Consider the following 13,713-nt stretch of genomic DNA (forward strand, 5'->3'; position numbering starts at 1 on the left):
TTATTTTTGAACCATTAAGATATAATAAGAGTTTAAGAGTATTAAGATAAGCTTCGCTTTAAGCTTAAGAATCAAAATGATTTACCTTAACTATACTTTATTTCTTCAATCCTCCTTAATGGCTTTTCTTTAAAAAATTTGAATCTTATCTTTCTACCAGTTCTTTCACTGGTTCACCATAATGGTCAATTTCAGTTGTTTTGATTTGAAGAAGCTGATACCACTTTCTGAAAGCTCCTGCAAATACAACAAGCATCAGAACCATGGCTGTCACCGCTAAAGCGGCCAGTAAATACTGTCCTTTAGGAATGTAAATGGCGGTCACCTGAATATAACCCGCCCAGAAGGTAATTCCAGCCATGAATACACCCGGAATAGCCGAGCATAAAGCATATTTTCCCCTGTTCATTCTGATCAGCATCGTTGTACAGACAATAAGCCCGCAGGCTGCCAGCAATTGGTTACTGATTCCGAATAACGGCCAGATACTGTTTACATTTCCTGTATATACCAGATATCCCCAGGCAAAAGTGAAAAGAAGACTGCTGATAATGATTCCCGGAATCCAGTTTTTATCATTAAACTTTGGAACTACGGACCCCAGCATTTCCTGTAAGAAGAAGCGTCCGACTCTGGTTCCGGCATCAATAGCTGTAAGAATAAATACCGCTTCAAACATAATCGCGAAATTATACCAGTAAGCTGTCAGCTGGTCCATATAAGGGATTTTATTAAAGATATGGGCCATTCCCACGGCCAGAGATACAGCGCCTCCAGTTCTTCCGTAAAGATCAATACCTATTTTCTGCGAATAATAATCAATGTCTACACCGTGCAGGGAAGGATGTGCTGCAAGAAAAGAATCATAAGCTTCTTTGGGCGTGTTGATGGCAAAATAATCACCCGGCATCAGTGTACAGGCTGCGATAAGCGCCATTAATGCGACAAAACCTTCTACCAGCATGGCTCCGTAACCAACAAAAAGAATTTCTCTTTCTTTATTAAGCATTTTCGGAGTGGTTCCCGTAGCAATCACCGCATGGAACCCGGAAATCGCTCCGCAGGCAATTACAATGAAGATAAAAGGAAGTACCGGACCGCCAATAATAGGGCCGCCGCCATTAACAAATGCTGTGATAGCCGGCATCTGTATCGTTGGATGGATAACGATTACCCCTATAGCCAGCATGATAATCGTTCCGATCTTTAAATAAGTCGATAGATAATCCCTGGGAACCAAAAGAAGCCATACGGGTAATACCGAAGCAATAAAACCATACAGAGGAATGGCAATAGAAATGGTTTTAATATCCCAGGAAAATAAACCATTCATCGTAGGATTCTGCATGAGGGTATGTCCTCCGATAATTCCTGCAACCAAAAGAATACCTCCCAAAATACTTGCAAACAGGACACTATTCTTTTTATAACGCATAATCAGACCCATAATGATCGCAATAGGCATCGTAATCACAACGGTAAAAAGAGACCATGAAGCTTCATGCATCGCGTTGATGCAAGCTAAAGATAGACCTGCCAGTGTAAGAATCAAAATGAAGAGGATCGCAAAACCTGCTACCGTACCCGTTGCTTTCCCGATTTCTTTGGAAGCAATCGTGGCTAGACTTTGCCCTTTATGCCTCACTGAAGCAAAAAGAACGATCATGTCATGCACTCCGCCTCCCAGTACGCATCCTATCAATATCCATAATGCGCCGGGAAGATACCCGAATTGTGCCGCCAAAACAGGGCCTACCAAAGGTCCCGCAGCTGCAATAGCTGCAAAATGATGCCCGAAAAGTACATTTTTATTGGTAGCCACATAATCTTTACCATCTGCAAATTCTACAGCAGGTGTTGTATTCCCGTCATTAAGCCGGAGAACTTTATTGGCAATGAAAATACCGTAAAAACGGTAAGCTATCGCAAAAAGAAGAACAGATACAAAGATGAGTGTAAGTGCATTGATATTGTTTAAAGATTCCATACTGCTTATTTTTGTTGATAAAAAATTAAACTATTGGTGTTTTTGTTGTTAATAATTTAAACAATAGCCAAGGTAATTAATTCTCAATGAAAAAGTAATAATATGTATATCAATCTAGCAAATTTGTATTTGTTCTTTATGTTATTAATTTGATTTATAGGATTTTGTGTTGTGCTCTGATAGATAAATATATATCTTATTTCTTTTGTGAAAGAACAAAATCTACCATCTTATCTGTAAGTTGGTCCAGATAAGCTTTATCAGTAGTGCCAAAGCCATGCACTCCGCCATCAACGACGATCAGGGAGTTCTGTATTTTGGCTCTGTTTAATTTTCGGTGGAGCTTTTTAGACTGGCTTAAAGGAACAATTTTATCATTATTCCCCTGGACAATTAAAGTTGGAACTCCTCCGGAAACAAAATAGACAGGGGAAATCGTTTTAAGATAGTCAATAGCGCTGTCCTGATCTTTTCTGATATTATATCCGGAAATTCCTTTGACAAGATTTTCCTGTAAACCGACAATTTTTTTAGACATTAATCCTATCATTCCCACCGGAATTGTTCCTAATCTTGTATGGAAAAGTTTGTTGAGGTCTGCAGGGCCATAATGATCAATCACATAATTCACTTTAGCCGAATAAGAGGAAAGTTCAGGATTACCCAGATAAGTATTGTCTGGTGTATAGGCTGCCATCAGAGAAAGATGGGCTCCGGCTGAAGCCCCGAAAAGTCCGATATTGTTGGTGTCAAGGTTATATTTTTCAGCATTTTTTCTTACCCATCTTATGGCATCTTTGGTATCTTCCAACGGCAGAGGAAAATGAATGCTGTCACTTAAAAGCGTATAATTGATACTGATCACCGCATACTGTTTGTCTATTAGTTTTTTTACAGTTGTTTCAAGATAATTATCTGCATTTACCACTTTGTCACCTTCTACCCATCCGCCTCCATGAACGTAGATCAATACCGGAAGTTTTTCAGTGGTGGCATTCTTGGGTGTATAGAGATCAAGAGCGAGAGGTTTGCCCTTTCTGTTTGTTTTGTACACGATATCTTCGGAAACTGTTGCAATTTCAGGAAGTAATGTACTTTTTACAGCAGAAGGTTTGTTTGGTCTTAATGGTAGGTCTTGTGAAAAAAATAAATTTGTAAAGCTTAAAAATAAAATAAAAAACAGGTTTGTGAAAAACCTGTATGTTGATATGTTGTTGATGTGTAATTTCATAATAAATTTTTAAGGAGTGTTATTTTACTAACTCCTCAAAAAGCTTACCAAAAGTGGCATTCAGATCCTTTGATTTTCCCGGATGAGGTCTTGAGGTCTGGACTACAGAACTTCTTACCGCTGTCAGCCATCGGAAACGTTCCGGAATATCAAGAAAAGCAATAGGACCGCCATCTTTCTCACCGTTAGCAATTTTTTGAAAGCTTTCAAGATTGTGGATGATATCATTGTAATCCAGTTTGCTATGCATCAGTTTGAATTTGTCCGGACACAAATAGAATTCCACTCTGATGAATTTTTCCTTTTTGGAAAACATCACCAGCCCGATATTGAAAAATTCTTCTCTTTCAACTTTAGGTACCAGGCGTATTACCGCATATTCATATATTTTATCCTCTTGCATTTTTCGCTTCGTTTACAAAGATTTGAGAATTTTCTAATCTGGTTTTCATAAACTGAAAATAGATCTCACGGATTTCTTCCGGTGTTTCGTCGGCATCATTCCAGTGCAGCCAGTCTCCAGGAATCATATTCACAATGTCTCTGAAAAGAGTATCATTCAAAACTTCATGAGCAAATTTATCCGCTTCGTCAAGCATTTTGGCCTTAGGAAGAAGCACATGATCTTTCACATATTTGAAAGGCGTTTTAGCCGCTGCATCAAAATTCTGCCAGGAGTGGTGGAAGTAGAACGAAGCACCATTATCGATGATCCAAAGTTCTTTATGCCACATCAGCATATTCGTATTTTTAAAAGTACGGTCGATGTTGGTAATGAATGCATCCAGCCATACTATTTTTGACGCCAGAAGCGGGTCAACACTTACTCCCGGGTCATAGGTGATAGAACCGGAAAGATAATGCAGCCCAAGATTCAGTCCTTCGGAAAACTTAAGAAGATCCTGTATTTCCTCATCGGCTTCCGTTCTTCCGAAATCGGCGTCAAGATTAACGAAAACAAGTTCAGGAATTTTAAGTCCCAAAGCTTCGGTAATTTTCCCGCCCAAAAGTTCGGAGATCAGCATTTTTACCCCATGGCCTGCACCACGGAATTTTAATACATATTTGAAATCATCATCAGCTTCTGCCAGAGCCGGAAGAGATCCTCCTTCTCTCAGGGGCAGAATGTAACGCATCACGGTTACAGTTCTTAAATTCTGCATGCAGCAAAAATAAGCTTATTTTTTAATAATTTTTTTAGTGAATTCCTTTTCACCTGTTTTATATTGCAGGAAATAAACTCCGCTGGTCAGATGCTGAAGTGAAATACTGTAGCCAGTCTCTGTTTTATTCAAATGATAAGGAATGATTTTTCCTGAAGCTTCTGTAAGGGAAATTACTTCAAATTTCTTTTTAGAAACAATGTTAATAAGGTTTTGAACAGGATTTGGATAGATTTGAATTCCATTTTCTATACTTGTTTCCGCTGTATGTAATGTGCTTACAACAACCAGTTTTGTTTTCGTTGTAGTTGCTCCGCAGGCATCGGTTGTCAGTTTAACATTATAATTTCCTACTGCAGTATAGGTATGCGTCGGATTTTCCAAAGTAGATGTTGTACCATCACCAAAATCCCATAAATAAGAAGCTGCATTCTGTGTTGTATTAGTAAACTGAACGGTTCCTGCTCCGGTAAGCTGATAAGTGAATCTGCTGTGAACATCATTGTTGGTTACATACCATTGACCAGGCTGGTCATAGACCTCTGTTTTCACAATTTCTTTGATCAACTGAGCCTGTGCCGGAGTAAGATTTCCATTAAAAGGAATCTGGGTCGGATCTTTTTTGAAAATAATGGTATAAAATGTATACGCAGCCGCCATAGAACCAATGTAGCTCGGGTGTGATTCGTCCTGATCATACAATTCAATGGCCGGGTTTTGTTCTCTGATTGTTCTCCAGACTTTACCTACAGGAGAGACAATGCCTTCATTGTTCATAGCCATCTCCATGTATCGGTTATAAATTTGCGTGTCCATTCCCTGATAGGTACAGACAGCCGGAAGCCCGGGACAGTTCGTAGCATCTCCGTTTTTACGGCCCCAGGTCATATAGAAAATAACATTTCCACAAGGATTGGCTGTTTTAATTAAATTGGAAAGCTGAAGCGCATAAGGATACACCTGGTTTTGTACCTGCGAATCAGGAAACGAAGGAAGCTGGCTCTGTTCCTGCAATACCACGTAATCCCAGTTTCCCTGATTAATGTCTGTAGTGACATTCGGATTGTTGGCATGATCCTGCAGGGTAGCACCTCCCGGAGTCTGGCTGTGATGCTCGAATACATCACCATTAGATGCAGCAATGCTTTGAATAAGGCCAGGTAAATTGTTAACATAAGTATAACTGTTTCCAATAAAGAATACCCTTTTGGTCGTCTGGCTCAGGATGAAAGAAAATGTAATTAAAGATAAAAAAAGTAGAGTTTTTTTCATAAATTTCAGTTTGAATTCATCCTATAAATATAAATAATATTAAGTAAAACCCATTTGTTTTATGAATTTGATTATAGAAAAGAATATATACTTAGAAAATAAAGAAACAAAAGGTTTTCTTGCTGATGCTTTTTATAAAGACAGTCAAAAAAAACTTCCCCTGATCATATTTGTTCACGGATATAAAGGGTATAAAGATTGGGGAGCCTGGAACCTGATGGCTGAAAAGTTTGCGGAAGCAGGCTTTTTCTTTGTCAAGTTTAATTTTTCACATAACGGGACAACAACCGATGATCCGCTCAACTTCGGAGATCTTGAAGCTTTTGGAAATAATAATTATTCTAAAGAACTTTCAGATCTTGGCGTAGTGATTGATCACTTTAGTAAAGATCCCCATGTGGATGATGAAAAGATTGTGCTGATCGGGCACAGCAGAGGAGGAGGAATTTCTATTGTTAAAACTTTTGAAGATGAAAGGATTAACGGGTTGATTACGGTGGCCAGTGTGGATACTTTAGATCGTTTTCCAAAAGGAGAAGCCTTTGAGAACTGGAAAAATAATGGAGTGTATTATGCGCTGAACGGCCGTACAAAACAAGAAATGCCTCATTATTATCAGTTTTATGAAGACTATGAAAAGGATATTCACCGTTTTGATGTAGAACGAGCTACAGAAATGGCTAAAGCTCATATGCTGATTATTCATGGAACAGAAGATGAAGCGGTAGAGGTGAAGCAGGCAGAACATCTTCATATTCTTCACCCGAATTCCGAACTGTTTTTAATCGAAAATGCCAATCATACTTTCGGGACAAAAGAACCATGGGAAGGAAATGATTTACCAAAAGATCTCCATACTGTAACTGAAAAATGCATTGAATTTATCAAAGAAAAATTGAAATAAAACATTTAAAACTACGTTATTATATAGTAACCACCATAAAATATATTTATGAAAAAAATTATTGCAGGCGCATTTGCGCTTTCATTATGTGTTGTTTCATGTAAAAAAGAAACAAAAACAGAATCATCTGTAAGCAGTGATACTTTGGCAACGGTAATGCCTAAGGATTCTGCAACAACTCCAAAAACAGATTCAGCAGCAACTGCAGCTCCTTCTGCCCCTGCTCCGGATAATGTTATTACCAAAAACGTTGGGAAATATCCTCATGATATTAAATTCTTTGAAGATAAAGGTATTTCAGAAAGACTTAAAAAACTTACTGGTGCTCAGTATGATGAGATGGTAAAGAATTTCAATGTGGAAAGTCCTGTTGTATCAGAAAATGGAATCTACAAACTGACAGGATGTAAACAGCACGATTGTACGGGATACGCGACAAGCATTTATTACGATGCTAAAAATGATAATCTGAACGTTTCCATAGATAAAAACGGCAAGATAACAGAATTTGCTGAAAAAGGGAAAATTACGGTCTCAGAATCACTGAAAGCAAAATAAGAAAGTAAACAAGAAGCTGGAAGATAATAGTATTCAGTATCTATTGAAATCAAAATGGAACTATTTTCCAAAGGGTATTAATTTGGACAATAATCTATTCATAAGACTTTATATACTTCCAGCTTCTTACTTCCAGCATAAAAAAATAAGCCTGAAATTTCAGGCTTATTTTTTTATTTAATAGTGAGCAAAACCCACGCTTCTTCCACTTTGCTTTCCAGAAGTAATTTCTGTGCGTCGAGATGAATATTTTCATCAGCATGAAAGTCACCTTCAGGCAATACTTCCGTATTGGCAAGCATTCCAAGGTCATTTCCTGTAAAGACTTTACTGTATTTGATAGAATCTGGCAGCAGATCAAAACCGATTCCTTTTGTTACCAAAGGTTTAGGTACTTCAAAAAGACTGTTTTCATTGCTTCTGGAATACCAGTTGCTGCCTAAACGGGCTACCATATCCAGTTTTTTCTGATCCAGATTTCCGGCTTCATTCAGATATTCTTCCCTGATATGAATTTTCTGAACTTCACAGATCACTAGATTTCCTGCACCGCCCTGATCACCCAATGATTTTACTTCTAAAACTTTGCATTCAAAGTTAACAGGACACTCTTCAATAAGTTTAGGCTGTACAAGATCTGCATCTTTCATGGTAAGACCGGATTTGATAAACTCATTCACTCCGGTTTCGTATTCTGTAGATGCTAAAGAGATCTGTTGTACAATCGGAAAATTGACTGTTCCGATGACTACTTCAGGTACTTCAAGAACATTTTCCAGCGTATGTTTTGTAGTATTGTCACGAACCCTTCTCGATGGTGAAAAAATCAAAATCGGAGGAACCGTACTGAACATATTAAAAAAACTGAAAGGAGATAAGTTATTATTACCGTCTTTATCTACCGTAGAAGCCAATGCAATGGGACGTGGTGAAACGGCGGTCTGCATGATGGTCTGTAGTTGTACGGAGGTTATCTCGGAGGGGATTACTGTTTTCATGTTTTTACTTTAAAAGATGCTTCGACTCCGCTCAGCATGACATTTCGAATACTAACTGTTAAGCAGTATATTTCTAGCGATGTCATCCACCAAACCTTATAGGTTTTCAAAACCTATAAGGTTTAATAGTAGTATTGTGCAGAGCTAAAATTTAGATAAAAATTAAAGTGCTGGAATAATTTTACCGGAAACTTCACCGAAACCTACTCTCACACCGTCTTTTTCAGCCCAAGCTTTCATGGTAACCGTATCATTGTCTTCAATGAATTTTCTTTCTTCTCCGTTGCTTAATGATAAAGGATTTTGTCCTCTCCATGTCAGTTCGAGCATAGAACCGAAAGATTTCGGATCACTTCCTGAGATGGTACCGCTGGCATATAGATCACCTACTTCCACATTACATCCGTTTACCGTATGATGTGCCAGTTGCTGGGTCATATTCCAGTACATGTGTTTGTAGTTGCTTTCGCAGATCAGGTTTTGATCTCCGTTTTCAGGTTGGATATATACTTCAAGGTTGATATCGTAATTTTTATCACCTTCAAATTTTAAATAGTCTAAAACCTCAGGATCCTGCACCGGGGAAGCGGTTCTGAACGGCTCCAGAGCTTCAAGGGTAACTACCCATGGAGAAATGGATGAACCGAAGTTTTTCGCAAGGAAAGGCCCTAGCGGAACGTATTCCCAGGATTGGATATCTCTTGCAGACCAATCGTTGAAAACGACCATTCCGAAGATGGCATCCTCAGCGTCTTTAGTAGAAATACTTTCTCCCATCTCTGTATTTTTATTGATGATGAAAGCCATTTCCAGTTCGAAATCCAGTTGTTTAGATGGTCCGAAAACCGGTTTATCTGCATCTGCAGGTTTTGTCTGACCTTTCGGACGATTGATCTCCGTTCCGGAAACTACGATAGAGGATGCTCTTCCGTGGTAACCTACCGGTAGGTGTTTCCAGTTGGGTAATAAAGCGTTTGCCGGGTCACGGAACATTTTTCCTACGTTGGTAGCATGTTCGATGCTGCTGTAGAAATCAGTATAGTTCGGGATGTGAACAGGCATCATCATTTTTACCTTATCCAGATCATAAAAAGCTTCTTCAATGGTTTTCTGATCTTTTGATAAAGTGGATCCTTCCTGCAATAAGGTTTGGATTTTGGTACGAACAGCATTGGTAACAGGCTTACCCAGCTCGATAAATTCATTAATGGTATACGCTTCAAAAACATTGTCGTCTAATCCTTCAATATCTTCAAAATATCCAAGATCGTACAAGGTAGCAAGATCAATGACCTGATCTCCGATTCTTGTACAGCATCCGATATATTCTTTGTTAAAAACTGCGACTCCGAAAGGAATATTGTGTATAGAAAAATCCGAATTTGAGGAATAGTCTACAAATGATTTCATAAGTTTAGATTTTAGTTAGATTCAATATCATCCGGAGAATTCCCCGGAACATTTATTTGGTCTTTTTTGAATAAGAGGCTTCATCAATCCATCTGTCTCTGGTATTGACATCGATGAGGTATAAAATATTGTCCTGTTGTGTCAGCAGTAAAGTCTTCGTGACAGGCATTGGGATTTTTTTGTTTTCAAGCATGTCTGCCCGTAAAGAAATAATATTTTTTTTCCTGATGATATCACCGGTAAAAACATTGGAACTGCTTTCTCCAGTTGCTTTATCATCGAAAACTTCTACATACGTGGCATTATTTCCTTTGATGATAATAAAGTCCCGTTCCGTATGATCGGCTTCATCTTTAATGAAAACAAACTTTTTGTTATCAATATTTACATTTTCAAGATGCTGATTGATGCCTTTTCTTTGTTCAAGTCGGTTAAGGATTTCATTCAAAGTTCCATATTGAGCTTTAAGCCCTAAGGTTCCCAGAAGGAAAATCCCGATAAAAAGTTTTCTCATATACTGTGTTTTATAAAAAAGTTTTGCCAGAATACAGTATTCTGACAAAACTTATATTTTATTGTAAAATTAAAGATTACCTCTTCTTTCCTGTTCTCTTTCTAATGCTTCGAATAACGCCTTGAAATTTCCGGCACCAAAACTTTGCGCACCATGTCTTTCAATAATTTCGAAGAATAGAGTAGGGCGGTCTTCTACAGGCTTCGTAAAGATCTGTAATAAATACCCTTCTTCATCATGATCAATAAGTATACCTAACTCCTGAAGTTTTTTAAGATCTTCATCAATATGACCTACTCTTTCAGGAACCATGTCGTAATAAGCTTCCGGTGGAGCAGAAAGGAATTCAACACCACGCTTCTTCAATTCAGTTACGGTATGGATGATATCTTTCGTCGCTACAGCAATGTGCTGTACCCCTTCTCCTTCATAGAAATCAAGATATTCTTCTACCTGAGATTTCTTTTTCCCTTCTGCAGGTTCGTTGATCGGGAATTTTGCATATCCGTTTCCGTTTGACATTACTTTAGACATCAGTGCAGAATATTCTGTGTTGATCTGCTTATCATCAAAAGAAAGGATGTTTACAAATCCCATTACTTTTTCATACCATTCTACGGTTGGGATCATTCTGTTCCAGTCAACATTTCCTACACAGTGGTCTACGTATAATAAACCTGCTTCTTCAGGCTTATAATCGCTTTCCCACTTTTCATAACCAGGCATAAAAGCACCGTTATAATTTTTTCTTTCCACAAACATGTGAACGGTTTCTCCATAGGTGTAGATACCGGACATTCTTACCTCACCCTGCTCATCAGTTAACGTTACAGGCTCTAAATAAGGTTTTCCTCCTCTTTTAGTTGTTTCTTCGAAAGCTGCATAAGCGTCATCTACCCAAAGTGCCAAAATTTTTACTCCGTCACCATGTTTTTTTACGTGCTCACTGATAGGAGAGTCAGATTTAAGTCCTGTTGTTAATACCAATCTGATTTTTCCTTGTTGAAGCACATAAGATGCACGGTCTCTTACTCCTGTTTCAGGACCCGCATAAGCTACAGACTGAAAACCGAAAGCGGTTTTGTAATAATGGGCAGCCTGTTTTGCATTTCCTACATAAAACTCAATATAATCTGTACCATTAATTGGTAAGAAATTTTCTGCTTGAGCTATTTTCTCGGCAAATGTAAGTGTTGACATATTTTCTCTTTTACTTTTATTTTATTGGTATGCAAATTACAAAATTCTTAGACATTGCGAAAATATTCCCCCGGATTCATTGAATATATTTAACATAACGTTAAAGAAGAGTTTACTTAAGTATATTTAAGTTTCATAAGTTTAAAATCGTCTGCCTACATTTGTTATACAAAAAGACAAGTGAAAAAAAAATATTTCGAAACATGAAAGCCGTAGATTTCTCTGCGGCTTTTTATTTTAGATTGTTTCAATTTTTCGGTTGAGCATTCCTGCGTCGGGATTATAATTATCCCATATCTTCCAGGTATCATTTATTTTTCGGATAAAATAGATCTGGGTACTGAGTTGATTCACGAAATGTTCTTCGCCGGTTTCTCCCACTTTGAACAGAAGATTCCAGAATTCCTGAGACTCCAGTATTTTTTTGTCCGGTTCGTCTGTGACAACGTGAATATCAAATACTTCATAATTGGATCTGTTGTTTTTTGTAACCAGGTGAAAATCTTTATCACACAACTCTTTACTAAACTGTGAAGCTCTTTCCAGAAAAGGAGAGTTGTCAAATACCAGACCTTTTAAAAGTTCGGTATTGTGACTCGGAAACAGCTTATAAAATTCAAAAACGGCAGCACAGTAATCATATACCATCTGTGTAAGATAGGATTGGTCATCTGTTCCCTCATCATTCTCTTTTCTGTACCTTACCGTAAGGATGTAATCATTAAGATCTTTATATCCTAAAAAGATACAGATTTTATCCAGTGTTTTTAAAAATCTGAGATCACTGTGGGTTTTATCCTGATAATCGTTTTCAAAAAAACGTTGAAGGGTAACATGGGAAATGGTATTTCCGATTTCAAATTTTTTTCCTCCCTTCAGTTCTTCAGCCTCAGAGAGTTCATCTTTGATGATTTCGGAAAGAATAATATAATGGCTTCTCTTCCATTCATTCACATTCCCCAAAACAGAATTCCTTACCTTGGAATGTTTTATAACTTCGTCTCGTATCGAATTATATATAGTTTTCAATTTCCTTGTTTTTGAATGAATTTTATCAAATATACTGCCAAAAAATTAATATTTTCATATGATTCTATGATGTTAAATTCAAAATTTGTTTTAATTTTTTATAGCAAAAATAGTTTTGAAAACTTTATGGTTTGATTATCAATGTTTAAATCTTTCAAAAGCAGCTCTTTCCAGCATTTCTCTGTCATCCGGATGGGCAATGCTGATAAGTTCCTGTGCTCTCTGGCGAAGGTTTTTTCCGTACAGATAAGCTGTTCCGTATTCAGTTACTACATAATGAATATGCCCTCTTGTAGTAACTACACCAGCGCCTTGCTTAAGAAAGGGAACGATTCTGGAAATTCCTTTTTTGGTTCTTGCGGTAATGGCTATGATAGGTTTTCCGTCATCACTTAAAGCAGCACCGCGCATAAAATCCATTTGTCCTCCGATTCCACTGTACTGGAGCGTTCCGATAGAGTCGGCACATACCTGTCCTGTAAGGTCTATTTCAATAGCAGAATTGATGGCAACCATCTTTTTGTTTCTCATGATATTGATTGGAAAATTAACCTCGCTTACGTCTCTGAAAGCAAAAACGGTGTTATCATCCACATAATCATAGAGTTTCCGGGTTCCGAAACAGAAACTTGTGATGGTTTTGTTATCGTTGTAGCCTTTGTATTTATTATTGATCACATCATCCTGAATCAGATCGATAACACCGTCGCTCAGCATTTCTGTGTGAATTCCCAGATCTTTGTGATTGGTAAGGCATTTCAGAACCGCATCAGGAATGGTTCCGATACCCATCTGGAGGGTCGATCTGTCTTCAATAAGCTCCGCAACATTTTTTCCTACCAGCATTTCTTCAGGGCCTACTTTTGAGCCATAATCTACTGTTGGAAGCTCTTCTTCATGCCATACCAGCTTGTGGATTCTGCTGATGTGGATCATTCCGTCCCCGTGGGTTCTTGGCATTCTTGGGTTTACGATGGCCACAATGATTTTTGCCGTATCTACAGCGGCTCTCGCAATATCCACTGAAGTTCCCAACGTACAAAAACCATGTTGGTCTGGTGGAGAAACGGTGACAATTGCCACATCCAGTGGCAGGATGTTTTTTCTGAATAAAATAGGAATTTCACTTAAGAAAACAGGAACAAAGTCTCCGCGGTCAGAATTCACTGCATCACGCACAGGTGTGGAAACAAATAAAGAATTGATGAAAAAGCTGTCTTTGTATTGTGGTTTTGCAATTTCCACATTTCCCTGCTGGGTAATGGAAACCATTTCCACATTTTGCAACCGGCCGGACTGTCTTGCCAGCTCGTCAATCAGATAATTCGGGGTACATGCACTGCCATGAAAGAACACACGGTTTCCGCTTTTTATTGTATATATTGCTTCTTCTGCGCTGATGTAATTATTCATATTTTGTCTTTTTTAAAAGGGTGTTCAACGTATT

13 protein-coding genes are annotated in these 13,713 nt (G+C 38.0%); 2 read left to right on the forward strand and 11 right to left on the reverse strand.

Translation table 11 applies throughout. The features are described from left to right. Positions 1 to 145: 145 nt before the first annotated feature. The 5 genes from AC59HC_RS03370 to AC59HC_RS03390 all read right to left on the reverse strand — a co-directional run bounded on the left by AC59HC_RS03370 (position 146) and on the right by AC59HC_RS03390 (position 5,653). Positions 146 to 1,987 carry a carbon starvation CstA family protein gene (locus AC59HC_RS03370; RefSeq protein WP_343641599.1) on the reverse strand — a complete coding sequence of 614 codons (1,842 nt, stop codon included), beginning with the start codon at positions 1,985 to 1,987 and terminating at the stop codon, positions 146 to 148. Positions 1,988 to 2,183: 196 nt separating this feature from the next. Then, positions 2,184 to 3,218 (reverse strand): alpha/beta hydrolase, encoded by a 1,035-nt coding sequence (locus AC59HC_RS03375; protein ID WP_202843323.1) that lies wholly within the window; start codon positions 3,216 to 3,218, stop codon positions 2,184 to 2,186. Positions 3,219 to 3,237: 19 nt separating this feature from the next. Then, entirely contained in the window at positions 3,238 to 3,621 is a 384-nt protein-coding gene (locus tag AC59HC_RS03380) for a DUF3037 domain-containing protein (protein ID WP_202843321.1), read from the reverse strand. Next, a complete protein-coding gene (locus AC59HC_RS03385) occupies positions 3,608 to 4,381 on the reverse strand; it encodes a HipA family kinase (protein WP_202843319.1) in 774 nt (257 codons plus the stop codon). The genes AC59HC_RS03380 and AC59HC_RS03385 overlap by 14 nt, the downstream gene beginning before the upstream one ends. Before the next feature lie 15 nt (positions 4,382 to 4,396). Beyond that, positions 4,397 to 5,653: a T9SS type A sorting domain-containing protein gene (locus tag AC59HC_RS03390; protein ID WP_496558004.1), complete on the reverse strand. Its 1,257-nt coding sequence runs from the start codon at positions 5,651 to 5,653 to the stop codon at positions 4,397 to 4,399. Between the two features lie 61 nt (positions 5,654 to 5,714). On the opposite strand from AC59HC_RS03390, the gene AC59HC_RS03395 reads away from it, so the two are divergent. Both AC59HC_RS03395 and AC59HC_RS03400 read left to right on the forward strand, forming a co-directional pair. Continuing rightward, complete coding sequence (locus AC59HC_RS03395) at positions 5,715 to 6,557, forward strand: alpha/beta hydrolase family protein (protein WP_496558005.1); 843 nt, start codon at positions 5,715 to 5,717, stop codon at positions 6,555 to 6,557. 48 nt (positions 6,558 to 6,605) lie between these two features. After that, positions 6,606 to 7,115 carry an Ivy family c-type lysozyme inhibitor gene (locus AC59HC_RS03400; protein WP_496558006.1) on the forward strand — a complete coding sequence of 170 codons (510 nt, stop codon included), beginning with the start codon at positions 6,606 to 6,608 and terminating at the stop codon, positions 7,113 to 7,115. 173 nt (positions 7,116 to 7,288) lie between these two features. Here the strand turns inward: AC59HC_RS03400 and AC59HC_RS03405 are convergent, their stop codons facing one another. The 6 genes from AC59HC_RS03405 to AC59HC_RS03430 form a co-directional block, all read right to left on the reverse strand. Continuing rightward, positions 7,289 to 8,113, reverse strand: a complete 825-nt coding sequence (locus tag AC59HC_RS03405) for a flavin reductase family protein (protein ID WP_411414283.1) — start codon at positions 8,111 to 8,113, stop codon at positions 7,289 to 7,291. Positions 8,114 to 8,275: 162 nt separating this feature from the next. Next, the gene (gene fahA / locus AC59HC_RS03410; RefSeq protein ID WP_330745417.1) at positions 8,276 to 9,523 is read right to left on the reverse strand and encodes a fumarylacetoacetase; all 1,248 of its coding nucleotides are present in this window, start codon (positions 9,521 to 9,523) and stop codon (positions 8,276 to 8,278) included. A gap of 52 nt (positions 9,524 to 9,575) precedes the next feature. Next, positions 9,576 to 10,037: a hypothetical protein gene (locus AC59HC_RS03415; RefSeq protein ID WP_137905145.1), complete on the reverse strand. Its 462-nt coding sequence runs from the start codon at positions 10,035 to 10,037 to the stop codon at positions 9,576 to 9,578. A gap of 69 nt (positions 10,038 to 10,106) precedes the next feature. Beyond that, on the reverse strand, positions 10,107 to 11,237 hold the full coding sequence (gene hppD / locus AC59HC_RS03420; RefSeq protein ID WP_202843296.1) for a 4-hydroxyphenylpyruvate dioxygenase: 1,131 nt from the start codon (positions 11,235 to 11,237) through the stop codon (positions 10,107 to 10,109). Between the two features lie 237 nt (positions 11,238 to 11,474). Continuing rightward, positions 11,475 to 12,266, reverse strand: coding sequence for a hypothetical protein (locus AC59HC_RS03425; protein WP_343641580.1), 792 nt, complete (start codon positions 12,264 to 12,266; stop codon positions 11,475 to 11,477). A 138-nt stretch (positions 12,267 to 12,404) separates the two neighbouring features. After that, positions 12,405 to 13,679 carry an acetyl-CoA hydrolase/transferase family protein gene (locus AC59HC_RS03430; protein ID WP_110010900.1) on the reverse strand — a complete coding sequence of 425 codons (1,275 nt, stop codon included), beginning with the start codon at positions 13,677 to 13,679 and terminating at the stop codon, positions 12,405 to 12,407. Positions 13,680 to 13,713 lie beyond the last annotated feature (34 nt).

It is taken from the genome of Chryseobacterium sp. DZ-32 (assembly GCF_059587025.1).

Bases quoted from the DNA above. Each gene is read 5' to 3' on its own strand.
- AC59HC_RS03370 (WP_343641599.1), bottom strand. From the start codon at position 1,987: ATGGAATCTTTAAACAATATCAATGCACTTACACTCATCTTTGTATCT.
- AC59HC_RS03375 (WP_202843323.1), bottom strand. From the start codon at position 3,218: ATGAAATTACACATCAACAACATATCAACATACAGGTTTTTCACAAAC.
- AC59HC_RS03380 (WP_202843321.1), bottom strand. From the start codon at position 3,621: ATGCAAGAGGATAAAATATATGAATATGCGGTAATACGCCTGGTACCT.
- AC59HC_RS03385 (WP_202843319.1), bottom strand. From the start codon at position 4,381: ATGCAGAATTTAAGAACTGTAACCGTGATGCGTTACATTCTGCCCCTG.
- AC59HC_RS03390 (WP_496558004.1), bottom strand. From the start codon at position 5,653: ATGAAAAAAACTCTACTTTTTTTATCTTTAATTACATTTTCTTTCATC.
- AC59HC_RS03395 (WP_496558005.1), top strand. From the start codon at position 5,715: ATGAATTTGATTATAGAAAAGAATATATACTTAGAAAATAAAGAAACA.
- AC59HC_RS03400 (WP_496558006.1), top strand. From the start codon at position 6,606: ATGAAAAAAATTATTGCAGGCGCATTTGCGCTTTCATTATGTGTTGTT.
- AC59HC_RS03405 (WP_411414283.1), bottom strand. From the start codon at position 8,113: ATGAAAACAGTAATCCCCTCCGAGATAACCTCCGTACAACTACAGACC.
- fahA (WP_330745417.1), bottom strand. From the start codon at position 9,523: ATGAAATCATTTGTAGACTATTCCTCAAATTCGGATTTTTCTATACAC.
- AC59HC_RS03415 (WP_137905145.1), bottom strand. From the start codon at position 10,037: ATGAGAAAACTTTTTATCGGGATTTTCCTTCTGGGAACCTTAGGGCTT.
- hppD (WP_202843296.1), bottom strand. From the start codon at position 11,237: ATGTCAACACTTACATTTGCCGAGAAAATAGCTCAAGCAGAAAATTTC.
- AC59HC_RS03430 (WP_110010900.1), bottom strand. From the start codon at position 13,679: ATGAATAATTACATCAGCGCAGAAGAAGCAATATATACAATAAAAAGC.